The organism is Ottowia massiliensis (assembly GCF_900240305.1).
Classification (GTDB): domain Bacteria; phylum Pseudomonadota; class Gammaproteobacteria; order Burkholderiales; family Burkholderiaceae_C; genus Ottowia; species Ottowia massiliensis.
This window is the reverse complement of record NZ_LT964854.1, coordinates 394065-411437: the sequence shown is the minus strand read 5'-3', so window position 1 is coordinate 411437 and position 17373 is coordinate 394065. Positions and strand designations below refer to the sequence as shown.

At 58.3% G+C, this 17373-nt stretch carries 18 protein-coding genes; 7 read left to right on the top strand and 11 right to left on the bottom strand.

The window, feature by feature from the left end; genetic code table 11:
- Positions 1-234 precede the first annotated feature (234 nt).
- The 3 genes from C1720_RS01740 (at position 235) to C1720_RS01730 (ending at position 3138) form a co-directional block, all read left to right on the top strand.
- Complete coding sequence (locus tag C1720_RS01740) at positions 235-1341, top strand: site-specific integrase (protein ID WP_102283024.1); 1107 nt, start codon at positions 235-237, stop codon at positions 1339-1341.
- 229 nt (positions 1342-1570) lie between these two features.
- Positions 1571-1834, top strand: coding sequence for a helix-turn-helix domain-containing protein (locus tag C1720_RS01735; RefSeq protein ID WP_102283023.1), 264 nt, complete (start codon positions 1571-1573; stop codon positions 1832-1834).
- Positions 1831-3138, top strand: coding sequence for a HipA domain-containing protein (locus C1720_RS01730; RefSeq protein ID WP_102283022.1), 1308 nt, complete (start codon positions 1831-1833; stop codon positions 3136-3138). The genes C1720_RS01735 and C1720_RS01730 overlap by 4 nt, the downstream gene beginning before the upstream one ends.
- A 50-nt stretch (positions 3139-3188) precedes the next feature.
- On the opposite strand, the gene C1720_RS01725 is transcribed toward C1720_RS01730, so the two are convergent.
- From C1720_RS01725 to C1720_RS01715, 3 genes are read right to left on the bottom strand one after another with little or no spacing between them, the layout of a single operon-like run.
- Positions 3189-3824, bottom strand: coding sequence for a Rossmann-fold NAD(P)-binding domain-containing protein (locus tag C1720_RS01725; RefSeq protein ID WP_102283021.1), 636 nt, complete (start codon positions 3822-3824; stop codon positions 3189-3191).
- Positions 3821-4543, bottom strand: a complete 723-nt coding sequence (locus C1720_RS01720) for a metallophosphoesterase family protein (RefSeq protein ID WP_102283020.1) — start codon at positions 4541-4543, stop codon at positions 3821-3823. The genes C1720_RS01725 and C1720_RS01720 overlap by 4 nt, the downstream gene beginning before the upstream one ends.
- Positions 4540-4821 (bottom strand): hypothetical protein, encoded by a 282-nt coding sequence (locus C1720_RS01715; protein WP_102283019.1) that lies wholly within the window; start codon positions 4819-4821, stop codon positions 4540-4542. The genes C1720_RS01720 and C1720_RS01715 overlap by 4 nt, the downstream gene beginning before the upstream one ends.
- Before the next feature lie 54 nt (positions 4822-4875).
- On the opposite strand from C1720_RS01715, the gene C1720_RS01710 reads away from it, so the two are divergent.
- The 3 genes from C1720_RS01710 to C1720_RS01700 are packed head-to-tail and all read left to right on the top strand — an operon-like array spanning position 4876 to position 6694.
- On the top strand, positions 4876-5874 hold the full coding sequence (locus C1720_RS01710) for a hypothetical protein (RefSeq protein ID WP_146006814.1): 999 nt from the start codon (positions 4876-4878) through the stop codon (positions 5872-5874).
- Complete coding sequence (locus tag C1720_RS01705) at positions 5871-6161, top strand: hypothetical protein (protein WP_102283017.1); 291 nt, start codon at positions 5871-5873, stop codon at positions 6159-6161. The genes C1720_RS01710 and C1720_RS01705 overlap by 4 nt, the downstream gene beginning before the upstream one ends.
- A complete protein-coding gene (locus C1720_RS01700) occupies positions 6158-6694 on the top strand; it encodes a hypothetical protein (RefSeq protein WP_102283016.1) in 537 nt (178 codons plus the stop codon). The genes C1720_RS01705 and C1720_RS01700 overlap by 4 nt, the downstream gene beginning before the upstream one ends.
- Here the strand turns inward: C1720_RS01700 and C1720_RS14545 are convergent.
- The 5 genes from C1720_RS14545 to C1720_RS12690 all read right to left on the bottom strand — a co-directional run bounded on the left by C1720_RS14545 (position 6687) and on the right by C1720_RS12690 (position 10902).
- Complete coding sequence (locus tag C1720_RS14545) at positions 6687-6953, bottom strand: hypothetical protein (RefSeq protein WP_369406055.1); 267 nt, start codon at positions 6951-6953, stop codon at positions 6687-6689. The genes C1720_RS01700 and C1720_RS14545 overlap by 8 nt on opposite strands.
- A gap of 274 nt (positions 6954-7227) precedes the next feature.
- Positions 7228-7914 (bottom strand): helix-turn-helix transcriptional regulator, encoded by a 687-nt coding sequence (locus tag C1720_RS01690; protein ID WP_102283015.1) that lies wholly within the window; start codon positions 7912-7914, stop codon positions 7228-7230.
- A 100-nt stretch (positions 7915-8014) separates the two neighbouring features.
- Positions 8015-9130: a site-specific integrase gene (locus tag C1720_RS12695; RefSeq protein ID WP_146006813.1), complete on the bottom strand. Its 1116-nt coding sequence runs from the start codon at positions 9128-9130 to the stop codon at positions 8015-8017.
- Positions 9131-9822: 692 nt separating this feature from the next.
- Positions 9823-10431 carry a hypothetical protein gene (locus tag C1720_RS01685; RefSeq protein WP_102283014.1) on the bottom strand — a complete coding sequence of 203 codons (609 nt, stop codon included), beginning with the start codon at positions 10429-10431 and terminating at the stop codon, positions 9823-9825.
- A gap of 24 nt (positions 10432-10455) precedes the next feature.
- Positions 10456-10902 (bottom strand): hypothetical protein, encoded by a 447-nt coding sequence (locus C1720_RS12690; protein ID WP_146006812.1) that lies wholly within the window; start codon positions 10900-10902, stop codon positions 10456-10458.
- A 123-nt stretch (positions 10903-11025) separates the two neighbouring features.
- On the opposite strand from C1720_RS12690, the gene C1720_RS01680 reads away from it, so the two are divergent.
- Positions 11026-11310: a helix-turn-helix domain-containing protein gene (locus C1720_RS01680; protein WP_102284441.1), complete on the top strand. Its 285-nt coding sequence runs from the start codon at positions 11026-11028 to the stop codon at positions 11308-11310.
- On the opposite strand, the gene C1720_RS01675 is transcribed toward C1720_RS01680, so the two are convergent.
- The 3 genes from C1720_RS01675 to C1720_RS01665 are packed head-to-tail and all read right to left on the bottom strand — an operon-like array spanning position 11304 to position 17369.
- Entirely contained in the window at positions 11304-14294 is a 2991-nt protein-coding gene (locus C1720_RS01675) for a type I restriction endonuclease subunit R (protein WP_102283013.1), read from the bottom strand. The two genes, C1720_RS01680 and C1720_RS01675, sit on opposite strands and share 7 nt — an antisense overlap.
- The gene (locus C1720_RS01670; RefSeq protein ID WP_102283012.1) at positions 14291-15508 is read right to left on the bottom strand and encodes a restriction endonuclease subunit S; all 1218 of its coding nucleotides are present in this window, start codon (positions 15506-15508) and stop codon (positions 14291-14293) included. The genes C1720_RS01675 and C1720_RS01670 overlap by 4 nt, the downstream gene beginning before the upstream one ends.
- Positions 15501-17369 carry a DUF8451 domain-containing protein gene (locus tag C1720_RS01665; protein WP_233199743.1) on the bottom strand — a complete coding sequence of 623 codons (1869 nt, stop codon included), beginning with the start codon at positions 17367-17369 and terminating at the stop codon, positions 15501-15503. The genes C1720_RS01670 and C1720_RS01665 overlap by 8 nt, the downstream gene beginning before the upstream one ends.
- Between the last annotated feature and the right edge of the window lie 4 nt (positions 17370-17373).

Sequence of the window (17373 nt, the reverse complement as noted above, 5' to 3'; positions counted from 1 at the left end):
AAAAGACGGCGCAATGTGTGAATGAATCGACACAATACGCGTTTTCCTATGGGGGAGTGTTGTTTTCCAGCAGGTTGCTGTCTGAACCAGCTGGTCGGGGTGAGAGGATTCGAACCTCCGGCCTCTACGTCCCGAACGTAGCGATTTTTTACATTTCTCCCTGGTATATGTGTCCGTGATAGCATTTGTTGGGCCATTCTTGGGCCATTGGCGACGATGTGAGGCAAATGCGACATGGGGCAAATTACAAAGCGTGGGGAGTATCAGTGGCGGGCCAAGGTGAGGCGCAAGGGCTTCCCGGAACAGTCCCGCACCTTCACGTACAAGGAAGATGCCGAGAAGTGGGTTCGCACGGTTGAGAGCGAACTGGAAACCAAGGGGTTCATTGATCGGCGGGAGGCTGAGAAGAACACGCTTGCAGCGATTCTCAAACGCTATCAGCAGGAGATAACGCCGGGGAAGAAGTCTGCTGCCATCGAGTCCGTGAAGATCGATGTGCTCTTGCGCGATGCGGCGCTGGTGGGTCTGAAGATGACGGCCATCACCAGTACGGAGGTCGCCAGGTGGCGTGACCGTCGGCTCAAGGAGGTGACTGGAGGCACCGTCAATCGGGAAATCGACGTGCTTTCCACAGTGTTCAACCATGCGCGACGAGAGTGGGGCATCCATGTCGAGAACCCGATTCCGTTGGTGAAGCGGCCGGAAAAGGCGCGAGCGCGGGATCGGCGGCTTTCGCATGAAGAGGAAAGCTACTTGTTGGCAGCGCTGACGGGCGGAGTGCGCCAACAGGATGGAACCTTCACCAAGGGGGCGCGTAATCCGTGGTTGCTGCCGCTGGTGCGGCTGGCGTTGGAAACTGCAATGCGCAGGGGCGAGTTGCTGGCCCTTCAGTGGGAGAACGTCGATCTCAAACGACGCACCGCGCACCTGCCGGACACGAAGAATGGTGATGCGCGCACCGTGCCGTTGTCCACGACAGCGGTCAGTATTCTGAAGGAGCTGCCTTCGCGCCCGAAGGCGGAACGCGGAAAGCCTGTTGAACGGGTGGCTGGGTCGGTATTTCCGACGACTGCGATGGCGTTGCGCAAGGGGTTTGCGCGGGCGATTGAGCGAGCGCAGCAGGACTACCTGGCTGACTGCAAAGCCGCACGCAGAAGGCCGCAACCAGGCTTCCTGAGCGACGTTCACTTTCACGATACCCGCCATGAAGCGGCTTCGAGGCTGGCAGAAAAGTTGTCCAACGTGCTGGAGTTGTCCGCAGTGACAGGGCACCGAGACTTGCGCATGCTCAAGCGCTACTACCATCCGCGAGCGGAAGATTTGGCCAAGAAGCTGGGCTGATGATCGAGATGGCTTGCCACCTGGTGGTGGCTGTAGCTGTATTTCTCCGGGTTTCGTAGAAACGAGTAGAGAGCAGGCAACGCGCAGCGTTGCCTGCTCTAAAAATCCTCGTGATTGTAAGGATTTTGTTGCGGAAGAACCGACTTGCGTGCAAATCCGCATGACTGAGTGGATTTATTGTCAAGGCTCTTCGTTTGGCTCAAAATCCTTGCAATTGTGAGGATTGACCATGAACATACCCATAACCAGCGCATCAACCATCGGCAAAGTGGTACGTGCCAGCCGCAAGGCGCAAAAAATCCGCCAAGACGATGCTGCCGGTAGTGTCGGCGTGAGCGAGAACTTCCTGGGCAAGGTGGAGCGTGGCAGCGAATCCGTGCAGTGGGGAAAGCTCTTTCAGGTGCTGGAGGGTTTGGGCATCCGCGTCATGGTGGATGTGCCAGAGGGCGTGGCTGCACATCTTGAGGCTGTGCGCAGCAAGGGGCAGTCATGAATGGCCGCTCACTGCGTGCCTCGATCAATCAGCAGGAAGTCGGCAGCCTGCAAGAGGTGGCAGGCCTGTGGAGTTTTCAATACGCCGCAAGCTGGTTGAACCACCCGCAGGCCTTTGCGCTGAGCCCGCACCTGCCACTGACCGCCGAGCCCTTGCTGGACGGCGCCAGTCAGCGCCCGGTGCAGTGGTACTTTGACAATCTGCTGCCCGAGGAGGGGCAACGCACCCTGCTGGCCGGTGATGCCAGGCTGGATGCTGCCGATGCTTTCGGCCTGCTGGCGTGGTATGGCGCGGAGTCTGCCGGATCGCTGACTTTACTGCCGCCCGAGGCCGCGCTCCAAGCCACCGAGCCGTTGCGCCCTTTGCCTGATGAGCCCTTGCAGGCGCGCATCCTGCAGATGCCGAAGGCGCCATTGACGCACGCAGCAATCAAGCGCATGTCGCTGGCTGGGGCGCAGCACAAGCTGGCCGTTGTCTTGCAAGAGGGCGCATTGTTTGAGCCTGCCGGTGCCACGCCTTCCACCCACATCCTCAAGCCTGATCACCCTGACGAGGACTACCCTCATTCCGTCATCAACGAATGGTTTGTCATGCGGCTGGCCCAGCGACTCGGCCTGGATGTGCCCAACGTGCATCGACGCTACGTGCCCTCGCCGGTGTACCTGGTTGATCGTTTTGACCGGGTGTCAGGCCCCCAGGGGTGGCAGCGCCGTCACGCCATCGATGCTTGCCAGTTGCTTGGCCTCGATCGTGGCTTCAAGTACAGCCAGGGCAGCATGGATAGCTTGGCGGCTCTGGCCAGGGCCTGCCGTAGCCCGGCTGTGGCACGCACGCGGCTGTTTGGCTGGCTGGTGTTCAACGTGCTCGTGGGCAACAGCGATGCCCACTTGAAAAACCTGAGCTTTCTGGTCTCGCACGAGGGCGTGCAGCTGGCGCCGTTCTATGACCTGCTCAGCGTCGCCACCTACGACTCCCCCGCCTTTGACAAGAACGGCTGGCCCGCGCAAACCCCACTAGCCTGGCCCATTTTGGGCGTTCACCACTTCTCCAATATCCATCGTGGCGTGCTGCTGCAAGCTGGGGAGGCACTGAACCTGGCCAAAGGCACTGCAGGGCGCCTATTGGAAAACCTGCGCCATCGTGTGATGCCGGAAGCTGAAACGCTGTACGCCGAGGTTGAGGCCGATAACGCCCGAATCGTCCAGACGCGCCCAGAACTGGCAGCTACCCTGGCAGGCGAATTGCGATGCCTCAGAGCCATCTTGCACACCGTCCTCAAAGAGATGACCAAGCAAATTGCCTGACGCATGGCCACCGTAGATGCCTCGGCCATCCAGCCTATCGCAATGGATGGCTATGCTCTGGCTGCTGCCTCGGATAACCAGATCGCCTTGTCGTAGCAATAGTCGGCGAATTCCCGCTCAAGCGTGGTTCTGCCCAGCAGCAGGCTTCGGGCCAGATCGGCCACGACGGCAAGCTCCTGTTCGTTGCGCACCTCCAGTGGCGCAACCAACTCCAGCCCGGTTGCCCACGACAGGCGCTTGCGCTTGCTGCTGGGGCGCACACTGCAGTCAATCCCTTGCGCTGACATTTCCTGTTCCAGGGCTCGCAGACGCTGGAAATATGCACGTGATGCTTCAGATGGCGGGCGGCAGGTGTAACTGACGATTTTCTTGCGCGATCGACCTACCTTGCGGTAGTTCGGAATTGCACCTCGCGTCAACCAATCGTCGAACGGGAACTCACCAGTTTGCTCCTGCGCCAGCTCTTCAATCGCATCGCGGTACACGTGGCGTGGATGCCGCCACCACACGATGACGCGCCGACGATTGAGGATGAAGCCCACGTCATCCCACCAAGACAATGCATCCTGCTTGACCTCGGCATAGCTGTGCGGGACGAACAATCCGCCCTGCCCCAGCCGCCATGGATGGTTTCGGTGGTACTCCCGCTGCAAGCGCCCCAAACGCTCTTGTCGTTGGTCTTTCATACACTCCCCTGCCGCAGGCGTGCTGCCCGTGCTTGGTCAAACTTCCCGGGCTGAATGCAGCCGCCGTTCATGTCGGTCACCCCGCAAAACCCCACGCCAAAGGCCGCAAACCCCAGTCGCACCTGATCCCGGCTGTAGTCCAGGCAGTCATGGTGGTGGCCATGGAACGCCTTGCCCACACGCAGGCTGCGCGCCAGTTCAGCAATCGCATCAAAGCCATGCGGGTGCGCGCTGGGCGCCTCGTGCGTCACCAGAATATCGGCACGTTGCGAGACCAGGCGAAAGTAGTCCTCCGGGAAGATGGAGCTGCGGTGCTTGCGCGGCAGGCCGTCGCGCCAGCGATTGCCCCTGCCGCAGCGCGCGGTGAACTCCTTAGAGCTCTCGTACAGCCAGTCCACCGGCGGCATCCACACCTGTCCCCGGAACACACCGCCCAGCCCGGCAATGCGCACGCCATCGACCACGGCGACGCGGCCATGCAGGTTCCTGTCCGCCAGTGCGGAGCCAAACAGGTTGTCATAGTCAGCATCGGAGTCCGTGTCGTGGTTGCCGTGGATGAACCACACTTCGGTCATCTCCAGGATGGACTCCAACTCCACCTCCAACGGGCGCTGCGCCTGCAGGTCGCCCAAAAAGACGATGGCTGCCGGGCGATCCCTGGAGACGATCTCCAGCACATGCCGGAAGTGGCCGTGGGTGTCGCCAAAGAAGTAAATCATTGCGCCTCCCCTGGCGGGGCAACATCCACGTTGACCAGCTCTCCCTGTCGGGTCAATGCTCGTGGCAGGACCTGACCCGCCAGCAGCAGCAAAGCGGCGATTTCATCCTGTCGCGCCATCTTTTGTGCTGGTGTCCATTGGCTGGCGTAGCCCAGCTTGAGCAGCAACGCCCATTCCCGCCGTAGTGCGTCGGCCTGCTTCTGGCTCATGGGCAGGGCATGGTTGGCTGTCATGCACATCTCCCGAAAAGAATTGTTGTCACAGGCATGGGCTTGCATGGAATGGTGATTTCATGGATAGTTAGTTTAACTAGTGTTGTTAATTAAACAAGCATGGCACGTCCACGAACCGGCAGGCAGTCCTCCGCCGAATACCAACGCCGCTACCGCGAGCGCAAGAAGGCCCAGGGTGCGATAGCGCAAACCAACTGGATGCTGGACGTGCGTCTGGCGGATGCGATCCGACATGAAGCCAAGGTCCGAGGCCTGCGCGAGTCCGAGCTCGCCACGGAAATCCTGGGCGAGTGGTACGAGGCACGGTTTGGTGGGCGGCTGCCACCGGCGCAGCCTGAACCACCCCAGGACACTGCGGCGCCCGCGCCACCACCGACGCCCATCAACGCCACGGTCGAGCTGCTGCTGGCCAAGCTGGAAGAGCTGGGCTTCATCATTCCCCTACAAGGCATGGCCACGCAGTGCCTGCATGGCGACGAGCGCAATGGTCTGTGGGCCACGGTCACTCTCAATGGCTTGGACACCATCGAATTCGGCCTGGTCGAGCGCACAGACGGTTTTGCACAGAACATCCTGCACTGCGTGGTGGACACGGTGACGCGCCGCGCCTGGCTGACCAGCGACGCCTATGGCGAGCTGAACCAGGGCAGGGACATCGGCACCAAGATCAGCACCAAAGGCTTGCAGGCGCTTGACGATGTGTTTGCACGGCTGCGCGAATTCATCATGGCCAAGCGCAAGCCGCTGCGCTATGACGAAACCCTGGCCGCGCTGCCGCACTACCTTGACCAGGAACCGTCACGCTCCCTGCTGGTACTGGCATTTCAGCGCATGGGCCTGGAGTTGGTGCATGTGCCGCCCACCGATCTGGTGATTTCAGCGGCAGAGGCACCGCAAAACGTTGCGCTGCATGACCTGAACGCCCTGGCGCAGTACGTGCGCCAGGAATTCCTGCGCATGGGGAAAACGGTCTGCACCTTCCCGCTGTGGGATGGGGGCGAACTCATCGCCTACGCCCCAGAGGCCCGCGCCTTCGTTTACGCCGGGCTGCGAATGCAGCCACCGGATGCGCCCAATACAGAGGAAGGCCAGCCATGAACACCATCGAAGCCGACGCGCTGGCTGCCGAGCTGCGCAAGGCCGCACAAGACCTGCTGCTGTGTGTCAACGCCATCATGGGGCAGGAACAATCCATCGCTGCCGACCTGCTGCGGAATTTTCCGAAACGGTTGGAGTTGCTGGCTTTGCGTATGGCGCCGCGCCCCCAGCCTGATCTGCCACCCGACTGGCCGCTGAGGAGTGCGCCCAGCGAAACCCATTTGCAGGCTCTGCTGGAACGCCAGCGGTGGTGGTTGCAACGTCGTTCGGAAAGGAACTCATCATGAATCAGAATCTGCGTGCTTTGCTTCGCTGGACTGCGTGCGGCCTGGTCGCATTCGGTATTGGCAAAGTTGGGGCACAAATGCCTGTGCCGCTGCTTGACGCTGCCGCACCAACAGCCGCAGCACAACAGCTCGAAGCCGTGCTGCATTGCAAGACGGGGACAACGCTCAAGACCGATGAAGTGGAATCCAGGCTCCAATCTATCGGGCTGCTCAAAGGGGCGGATGGCTTCTTTCTGCCGTTGCGAAAGGGGCAGAAGCCAACGCTGTTCGGAGACGAAGTGGTGGCGGCGCTGGTCACTACCGGCGGTGGCGAGACAAAGGCAGCCGTGTACTTGAAGCGCCAGACGGGCAAGCAGCTGGCGAAACGGCTGGGGGTCAGCCAGATCGACGAGCAGGCGGACACCGACGAGCCGTCCTACTACAAGCAGACCAGCAAGAAGACGACCTTGCTGGTGGGGGCAGCCTCCGAGGTTTTTGTGGGCAACGGCAGCGTCAAATACCAATCGGCGGTGGCTTGTCAGCGACTCAGGTGAGCGGGCGATCTGCACTCCGCGCCCACCGCCGCATCGTCGCCCGTAATCTCTGCTGCGCCTTGGCATCCAGTGGCATGTTGCGCACGAGCGCCAAGGCGGCTTCCAGGTTCACGTAGCCGTACTGCAGGAGCGCGATGCAGAACTCGCGATCCTTTTCCCGTGCGGCCACAGCCTTGGCCAGGAAAAGGTCGAGCACGTCCAGGCAGTAACCGATGCGATCCTGCGTATTGCGGTTCTGGATGCGATGCACCCGCTGCATCCAGTCGGCTGGCAGGCAGGCCGTCTCGGGCCCGACGCCTTGCGCGTAGTAGCCGTAGGTTTCAGGAACCGTGAGCCTTCGCCGATGGCGTCGTCGATCCTGTCGGCCAGCTCCGGGGCCTGCAGGGGGTAGATGTCCGCTTCCATGGACACGGTGAACACTTCCTCGGGCCGGGGCACCGCGCCCAGGATGGACTGGCTGCCGACGATGACGAACTCGTACTGGTCGGTGATGTCACCGCTGGCACGGATGATGTGTTCCAGCTCTTCCCGCGTCACGGCTGCCCCTCAGGTGCATCGTCCAGCTCGTCGCCCATTGCAACGCCCTTCTGGAGTTCGCCCACCTGCTCCAAGATGGCCTGCCGGGTGTCTGGCGGCAGGATCGTGACCAGCGGCGATGCCTGGCGCAGCTGCTGCGCACGACGGGTGCGGGCCAGCACCTTGCGCCAGGCACCCGCCTTCAGAATGTCCGCCCACTCACGCCACAAGGCGGCAGAGCGAACATCTCCCGTCGCCAGCCAGCGCTGGAGCGTGTCCTGCGCCTGCTGCACCTGAGCAGGGTCGGCCTTGGCCAGCCGCACGGCTTCCTCGTGCAGGGCCAGGCTTTGCAAATCCTGCAACTGATGCCTGGTTGGATCGGCACGCACGTGCACTTGCACGACAGGCGCCGGATGCCAGGAACGCGCAGCAGCGGAGCCCGCAGGTGCAGCTTGCAAGACATCACCCGCCAGCAATGCCAGATCACCACCAACACCCAGGATGGACATGACGCGCAGGTAGGTGCCGATGGACGGGGCAGGATCGCCCGACTCGACCGCGCGCAGGGTGTTGCGCGTCATGCCTGCGCGTGCTGCAAGCTCCACTGTGCCCAGGCGCTGGGTCTTGCGCAGGCGCTTGAGGCGGTCACCGAGTTGCAGCAGCAGCTGGCGCTCAAGGAGAAGGTTTGATTTCTCAATCGTAATTTGGTCAACATTTTAACCAAACAAACGACAATTGATCATGATGGTAACCATTTTTCAGTGTCATGGAGCGTGCTCATGGGACACCCAAAAACCAAGGGAGTCAACCCAATGCCGGTGACGGCTCCCCGCGCGGAGGCTTGGGGCGCACAGCAACCGTGCTGCGAACAGCCCAGATTGACTCAGGAGCGGGGCGCATAGTCCTGCCTGAATAACCAGCAATTTTTTTACCATAGTGCCTGCGGGCTGTGTTGGTGCTGCTATGCCCAAATAGGGCAGCGATTTCTTTCTCAGTAAGTCCATCGGCACGGGCATTGGCAACTGCTTGATGGCGAGTACTGTATAGCGTCGGTTTTTGCCCTTGCCACCCAGCCTTAATCAATACTCTACGGATAGTGCGTTGCATGTTGCCGTATATTTTCTTGTAAATTTCCTCTTCGGACAATGACGTCAGATAATCAGTTTTCAATTTTCTGATTATGCCAATCCATTGCTGGATATGTCGAATGCCTTCGTTATCAATGCTATCAAGAAGTATGATCCGTATATGACCATTGCCACGCACAGTGGAGTGCTTGGCATTCAGAACTTCAAGAGCAGGCGAAGTTTTTGCTGATCCATCGGGCTGAAATATGTGCTCGCCCAACGCATTTCTGTGCTGATAATTTATAATCCGAGCATTCAACCATTCGACGGGGCGAAGTCCCAAAAATAGATTTGCCCGAATAAATATCAGAGAATCAAGAAGAGATTCAGATCCTGAAGTGAAGGCTTCGTTCATCAGCAGATCAAATGCCTCATCAGGAAATGCCTTTGCTTTTTCCGATGATGTATTTTTTAAATTGACAGGTAATTCACCAATAGACATTGAAATAATGTCATTATATGCGCATTCAAATCGCCAAATCTCGCGGGAATTGGAGTCAAACGCTGACCGACCTTGTTCGGCAATCCAAAACAAGGCCGCCGCCCTCTCCAGACGCGCCGTCGCCTGCGTAATTGTCTTTGATTCAATCCGTTTAGTAAAATCACGCACAATGATTTCTGGCGTCAACTGCCAATGTCCGCCGATGGATGATCTCTTTGCAATTTGCTCCAATTTTCTCAGGTATAAATATACAGTGCTTTTAGCCAGCGATTCTCCTACCATCTCCTCCTCAAGAATGCGATTTGCAAATGCTTTTGCACGAAAGGCGCCATCAGATGATTTTTCGTCCATACATATCCAGCCAATAATTAACAAAGAATGATTTAGGGCTGAATTCAGGACGCCGAGTGGGCGCAAAAAATCAACCTCTGAAATCAAAACCATCGGTAGATCGGCGCCAAAAAAGTCTTGGCGATGCCACCACCAACACTGAAAATTATGGCGGCAGGGGAAGGTTTCAGGCGAGAGTGTTTCGGTGGCAAGTGTGTCGTACCCAGTTTGCAGGTGACGTTTTCCTGGTCACATTGCAGCATTACTCCCCCAAAAGGTGTACGTATCGCCGCCAAAAAAGATACGTATCACAGCCGCAAAACAAGGATGAACAGGGGTTTCACGACTCTTTTGTGCTCAAATCCAGCCAAAATGTACACATATCACAGCATCTGTTGCCATGACAGGATTGCAATTGACGCTTGGCGGCGAAATTTCGTGGGAGTAATGCTGCACGCGCCGTCTGTGACCAAAAAATATTTTTGCGCAAACGAGACAAATTACATTTGCGTGCCATCAAGGAGACGTCAGCGAGCTGTGATGGTGCTCTGTAGGTGCTGCGATGGTGCAATAGAGAAAATCAACACACTGCACACCGGGTGGAAGATTACTGCTCCATGAGCGCACCAACAGAGCACCTTCAGAGCACCGATGCAGCACATATTGCAACGATCATGAAAGCGCCCAAGAATTGAAAAGAATTCAGATATTGATCAATTATCAGTTGGATCTTTGGTCGTTGGTTTTGATTCAGCTTCTTGCTGTTGAAGCTGTTCATGGGTTTGACGGAAAACCTGCTGAGCGATAGGAAGGTACTTCTGAATCAACGGTTGATTTCCAGGGAAGCGATTTGCCTTCACATATTCCACAGACTGCAACTTGGCTGCTTCGTCCCCATACTCGTAGTAAATTTGACCGCGTTCTTTCAGAGGGAGCTTTGCAACCGCCTTCATAGCGGGGCGCGCGATGGATACGACACCCAGGAAGGCCTTGAACATCGCCTCGTACTCTGCACGCAGGGCTTGTGCCTGCTCTTGTTGCAACTGTAGTTGCTGCTTCAACTGCTCGTTCTCTGCCCTCAGTATCTCGTTCTCTGGAATCAGTCGCCTATTCTCTGCACCCAGTCGTTCGTTTGCACCGTACAGCCGGTCGATGAGATGGTCGCGCTCTGCCAGCACGCTATTGCCATGCGCTGTCGCCTCGTTCCAACCTTGGGTGTAGCCTTCTTCTCTCCCAACGGCCAGCCCATTTGCATAGCCGTTGTTGAGTCCATTGGCGTAACCAACGGACTCTGCAAGATAGCTGTTCTCGAATCGGGACATGTGAATAATCTCCTCAATGCTTGATTATTTTGATATCCAAAGCATTTTTTTGCTCGTCATATGTTTCAAATCAACATCATCGGTTGGATCAATGAATAATTCCGCCCCGAACTCACAACCCCACGCCTTGGTGTCTGGATAATTTTTATCTCTGCATTCAAAGATGGCTGTGCATCGCTTGACTGCAGGCGCTGGTGAGGATGGGCTCAATGGTGGAATCACCGCAAAGACCGCCACCTCTTCAAATTTATTCTGATTCAGAATTTCTGCAGCAATCCCTACCTTTGTTACCATCAGATGGGTACGCCTCTTGTAAACATGGCCATCGGGCTCCTGGATTGGCTGCGTGCCGATAATTTGTAAAACAAGATGACCGGCAACTACTTCGGCAATTGGATAATGTCGAATGGGTCGATCTTTCTCTCCGAAGTTAATCATCTGCCGCTCAAAACGTTGCTCAACCTGAAACATGGGCGTCCTTGATGGTTCTGGGGTAAATACTTTTCCCGCCGATTTTCAAAAGTGGTTTGGCGCATAAATATGCGATGTTCGCATATTCAATGATCGCATGCAACCTCATGGGCCGAGTTGCCCATGTACAAGACCCTCTACACCCGCGAATACCAGCAGATGCTTGCCCTGCTGCGTGCCAAACGCGCAGATGCCCAAGTCAGCCAGGTGGAGCTGGCGCGCCGCCTGGCGTGGACGCAGGCGGACGTAAGTAAGTGCGAGACGGGGGTGCGCAGGCTGGACGTGATCGAGCTCAGAATCTGGCTCAAGGCCCTGGGCTATGAGCTGGCGGACTTTGTGCGGGAGCTGGACAGCTGTGCACCCTTGCTGCCTGATCAGGCGTTGCCCCCAGCCATTGCCGCTCAGTAATACTCGCGCACGTAGCCAAACGCTTTCTCAAACAGCTCTTCATCCGCGTGAAGCTTGTATTTGAAGAGCGCTTTGCGCAGAGCCTTCTTCACTTCACGCTCACCGGCCTGCGTGCCTTGCCAGCCCGGGAAACGGACCAGTCGCACAATCTCGTCGATGTCCGCGACCACGCGTTCGACCATGATGGGCGTCTCGGCCGTCTTGACCTCGTTGAATAGTTCAGTGAGCGCCGCCTTGCCGCGATCCTCGTCCTCTTCGGGCGGGACCTCCTTCTCGGCTTGCAGCGTCTCCTTGGCAATCTCCAGCAACTGCTTCAGAAATTCGACACTGTTGATCTGGCCAGACTCGAACCGGTCTTTCAGCGCATCAAGCCGCTCCGACAGTTTCTTGAACTTGGGGTTGCCGCCATGCCCGCGCAGCCGGCGCTTGAGCTTGATCTCGATCTCCTTGGCCTTCTTCGGGTCGGGGTCCGACAGCACGGCCTCCAGCAGATCAGCGTCCAGCACCAGGGTGTCGAGGTCATCCCGCACGGCGTCCACATGCACGTTCTGGTGGATCAGCTCGATGGTCTTGGCGCCCAGCGAGTGCCAGATCAGCTTGCCGTGGCCACTGGAGGGCTGCACCGACTGGTACACCTGCGACAACCACTTGTAGTCCTTTTCGAAGGGGCCCAGAACGGTGTCCGGTGACAGCGCCTCCCAGATCTTGTTGAGCACGCTGTACTCAGCAGCAAAGTTGTCCCGCACCTCATTGTTGGGCAGGCACTGCTGCGCGGCGATCAGGCCCTCATAGCCCTGCACGCTTCGGTCGCAGCCGGCGAAGAACGCCAGGCACTTCTGCATGGCTTCGGGCAGCTTGTCCTTCAGCTCCTGGATGTTGCTGACCACCTGCTTGACGCTCTGGTCGTCGAATTCCAGCGCTGCTGCCACATCATCGAAGATACCCAGGTAATCAACAATCAAGCCGTGGGTCTTCTGCTCCGAGTAGGTGCGGTTTACACGGCAGATGGCCTGCAGCAGCGTGTGGTCGCGCAGCGGCTTGTCCAGATACATCGCCTGCAGGATGGGCGCATCGAAACCGGTCAGCAGCTTGGCCGTGACGATGATCAGCTTCAGTGGGTCGGCCGGGTCGCGGAAGCGATCCAGCAGTCGCTCTTCTTCGTCGCGGCTTCGGTCGTAGGGCGCGTACTCAGGGTGTTCTTTTTTGTCCGCCGCCTGCACCGACATCACGATGTCTGTAGCCTCGGGCGGCAGCAGCTTGTCCAGCTCGGCCTTGAACAGCAGGCACGACTCCCGGTCGAAGGTGACGATCTGGCCCTTGAAACCATTGGGCTCCACCTTGGTCTGGAAGTGCTCAACTATGTCTTCGCACACCTTGCGGATGCGCTCAGGCGTCTTCACCAGCACGGCCATCTTGGCTGCGGTCTTGGCGAGGTTGTTTTTGTCCAGATCCGAGAGGCCCCCGGTCAGGTCTTTGTAGGCGGCGTCCAGCGCGGCCTTGTCGATATGCAGATCGATCAGCCGGGGCTCGAAGTGCAGCTTCAGCGTGGCACCGTCTCGGATCGACTCTTCGAAGCCATAGCGGCTCATGTAGCCCTTCTCGTCTTCGTCGGCACCAAAGGCGTAGAAGGTGTTGCGGTCGGCACGGTTGATAGGCGTACCGGTCAGGCCGAACAGAAACGCGTTGGGCAGGGCCTCACGCATCTTGCGGCCCAAGTCGCCTTCTTGCGTGCGGTGGGCTTCGTCCACCAAGGCGATGATGTTGCTGCGGTCGTTCAGGCTGCCAGTGGCCTCGCCGAACTTGAAGATCGTGGTGATGATAATCTTGCGCACGTCCTGAGCCAGCAGCTGCTGCAGCTTCTCGCGGGTGTCCGCTTTCTCAAGATTGGGAATGTCAGCGCCAGTGAAGGTGCCGGTGATCTGAGTATCCAGGTCGATCCGATCCGCCACGATCAGCACGGTGGGATTCTTCAGGCCGGCATGCATGCGCAGCTTCTGCGCGGCAAAGACCATCAGCAGAGATTTGCCCGAGCCCTGGAAGTGCCAGATCAGCCCTTTCCTGGGGTAGCCCGCCAGCACGCGCTCAACGATCTTGTTGGCCGCTTCAAACTGCTGGTAGCGGCAGATGATCTTGATGCGCTGCTTTTTCTTGTTGGTGGCGAACAGCGTGAAGCTGCCCAGGATATCCAGCACCACCTGCGGGCGCAGCATGCTTTCGGCGGAGAGCTTGAGCGACTTCAGTGGGTGGTGCTGACCATCGTCGCCATCACCATCCAGATGCCAAGGGCCCCAGTCCTTGACCGGCAGTCCGATGGAACCGTAGTGGTAAGCCTTGCCTTCGGTCGCCACCGAGAACACGTTGCAGACGAAGAGCTCAGGCACGAACTTCTCGTAGTCGTCGTGCACCTGCACCGCGCCATCGACCCAGCTGATGCATTTCTTGACCGGCGTCTTGGCCTCGATCAGTACCAGCGGCAGGCCGTTCACCAACAGCACCAGATCGGCACGGCGCTCGGTGGGGCCGGCTCGGTAGGTGTACTGCTGGGTGACGATGTACTGGTTCTGCGCGAGGTCATCCAGGTCGATCAACCGCACCGGCACATGCTCGTTATTGGCGCCGAAGGGCATCGAGCGCTCGCCACGCATCCAGGCGGTCATTTCCTCGTTGGCGCGGATCAGCCCATCCGATCGCACCGACAGCACGATGGCGCGCAGCTTGTAGAGCACCTCGTCGGCGCGGTCGGGCTGGGCGGCAATCTCGGGGTTTAGGCGGATCAGTGCATCGCGCAGCCAGGGTTCGACCAGAACTTCCTGGATCTGGCGCGGCACCTCAGACGGAGCAGCGTAGCGCCAGCCGATGCCTTTGGGGCTGGGTCCGTAGTTGGCTTGCGGTTCCTGGGCGGTGTGGGCCGGTACAGCCTTGACTGGGCCGGCGAGCAGGTCGCGGACGTAGGCCTCGACGGTGTTGGACTCTGAAAAACTCATCTCGAAGCCCCCTCCGTAAGAACTTGATTCCTTATCGCGCTTGCTGCCTGTGCGCGCTTCTTGAGCTGGGGAATGGCCGTTACTACTGCGGACAAGGCATCCACGACCGCTCTCTGTACATCAGTCGCAACAAGAGGAAACTTCATTTCGGCAAACCGCTGGACACCCAGGTGCGCGATTGATGTTGTCTGTTTGGAAATCTGGACGAATCGAGATGTGTACTGGCAATACTGAAAGTAGTAATGCGCAAATTCCGACAGTACGTCTCCGTTAGGCCGGAATCGGATCAGGGTGTTCTGAAAGCAGCAGTCGGGAACTTCGTCACGGAATATAGCACTGCGGCCAACAAGCTCACGGCTTTGACCTTCGTTCAACAGCACGTCGCCACTCTGAAGCTTGAAAGTCTCGAATTCACTTTCATTGAAGTCCATTTCATTGACATCACTCGTGTCAATGAAACCGTCAAATACATTGGCTACTCGCAGATATTTTTTTGTGTTCTTCCCGGTCTTGTATTTTGGCGACAGCTGGCGACCCATAAGAATCGCGCCCGCATCACGCGCCTTCACCCACCGGCAACTGACTTCTGTCGCTAGAAATGGAATACGGACCATATCGCTGCCCTGTAGCGCATCAAAGGTTTCAAGAAGCAGTGACTTTCTCAGCTTCTCCGCATGAGTCGCCGCATCTTCTGCTGCGGTTCTTGCTACCTCAGCGCTCATAAGCAACCGAACAACTCGCTGCTGTTCCTCCATCGGAGGCAGCGCAAACTCGAAACGCGCCAAGTCGGAGAAATTGATGTATGGGTTGACTGACCCCTTCGAGTTCTTCACCGAGAACGCGTTGAATGCCTCAGTCTGCATCAGAAACGGCAGAAACTCCGGCAGAAGTTCATTGGGGTTCTTAGGCTCCAACACGAAGGTCGTATTGGCGCAGATTCCTTCAAAATCGGCCACCGCCACCTTTCGCAGATAGGTTCTGCGCGAGCCATAGAGAACTTGTCCGGGCTTGAAGCGCATGTGGAAGGCTGGACCCAAGTAACCCGAACCAATCTCACCCCAGCGACGAAGGCGCAGGTCATCGGTATCCATGTGGTCACCGGCGATGTACCGCTCAAGACCAGAGGTGTCGGGATCGGCTTTCTCTTTGCATTGGCGGACCACATCGCCAAACTTCACCCGACGCCAGCCGGGCTTCAAATCCCTTTCAATCATTACGCTTGTCCTCTGGGGCGACATACGCCTGGTGTGGGTGTTTGGCGCTTTTCGGGTAGCGGAAACGTAATTGGCCGTCACGCACCATGGGTATTAGGTGTTTGTTGCGCAGGTAGTCGCGGTCTTTTCCCAGCAAGGTTGCAAGTTGATCACCGCTCTGGGGCGCCCACTGGCACAGGCGGCGGATGCCGTCACGCAAGGCTTCGCTGCTGATCCGGCCCTGCAAGGTTGCAAGTAAGGTTGCAAGCTCAGGCGGCAAGGTTGCAAGCTGAGGGTTGCATGCTTGCTGGCCCGCTACCGCCTCTGCAGGCTGAGGCTGGCCAACAGGAGGGGTGTCTGCTGGGACATCCAACGGCAGCTCTGACTGTGCGCTCTCCAGAGTCGGACGAGGCTCATTACCGGCCAAGGTGTAATAGGTGCGGCTGCCTGCACCCTGCTTCTCAAGCAAGCCCCGGTCGCGCAACCGGCGCAGTACCATGCTGGCGGCCAGGGTATCCGAGCCACAGAAGTCGCGGCAGGCGGTGTTATCCACCGCGCCGGTTGCCCGCACATAGATCAGCACCTTGGCTTCGTCGGGGCCCAGTGTGCTGCCGGCATAATTGCGCAGCCAGGTGTGGTCTTCTTCGGTGAGCAGGTTGTGCAGAAACAGGGTGAGCTTAAATTCATTGGCCTGCCGGTCTGAGTAGAACTCTGGCAGCGGCAAGCCTGCATCCGCAGCCAGGCGACGCATGGTACGAATCCCCGTACCCTTGGCTTCGGCCAGATGCAGATCATGCAGCACCGCTGCAATGGCTGGGTTGCGCAGACGTGAACCTGGCAAGCCCAACTGCGCTGGCTCCTTGAGGGAGTAGCCGACGTTACGAATTTCGATGCGGTTGCTGTAGCGAATGATCTGCGTCGGGCTGTGTAGGGTGTAGTTGCGGTGCATGGCGGCATTGGCCAGCGCCTCGCGGATCACCTTGCGCGGCAGAATGGGCTCCTGCACGCTCTGTAGCTGGCCCTCCGGCAGGCGAAAGCCTTTAGGCAGCTCATCAATAATGCTGGCTTCGGCGAGCGGCAATGCCAGTATCAGGGGCTTGCGGATGTCGATGGATTGGAAGCGATTTTCTGGATCTTCGACCCATTCGTTACCCGGTACACGTATGTAGTCAATACGCACCATGGGCAGCAATCTGCGCAAAGCTAGCGGTTTACCGAACAAAACGATGCCCGCCAATGTGGGTTGCAAGGCACCATCCACACGCCTCAGTGCCCCCAGGGCTTCGAGCATGTCTTCGTCGCCATAGTCCAGCTCTTCGGCCTGGGGGTTGATGCGGGCACGCTCACGCCGATACGCGGCAATCGCGGTCGGGTCAAAGTCGTCGGCGCGGGCATCAGAAAGAATGCTTGAATCAGGGCCATGCAAGGGCTGGCTTTCACCGCGCAACACCCAGAGGTCTTCATCGACGCAGCGCTGGTCACTTGATCCGATTCGGCGGAAGGCGCCCCCCGGCAGGCCGGTGGCTTTCTTGTAGATCGGTTTGAGAGTGACGTCGGCCTCTGGCACATACACCACCAGCAGGGACTTGCCATCGATCTGTTCCAGCCGCATCTCTGGCCGCAGGGCAACGTTGGGAATGCTGGCGCACTGGCTGGCGAGATCTCGCTGGACCTTGTCCGGGTCTGGCAAGCCTACGGGGCGATATACGGTATCGCCCTTGTCGTTGATCTCCCAATCCACGCCCAGCAACAGGTACCCCCCATCAAGGCCAGGTTCGTTGGCAAAGGCGATAACGGTTTCCATCACCGATTTGCCAATATCGCTGGCGCGTTTGGCCTCGATGCGGGGTGATTCGTCTGTCGCATTGAGTTCGTCCAGCAACTCG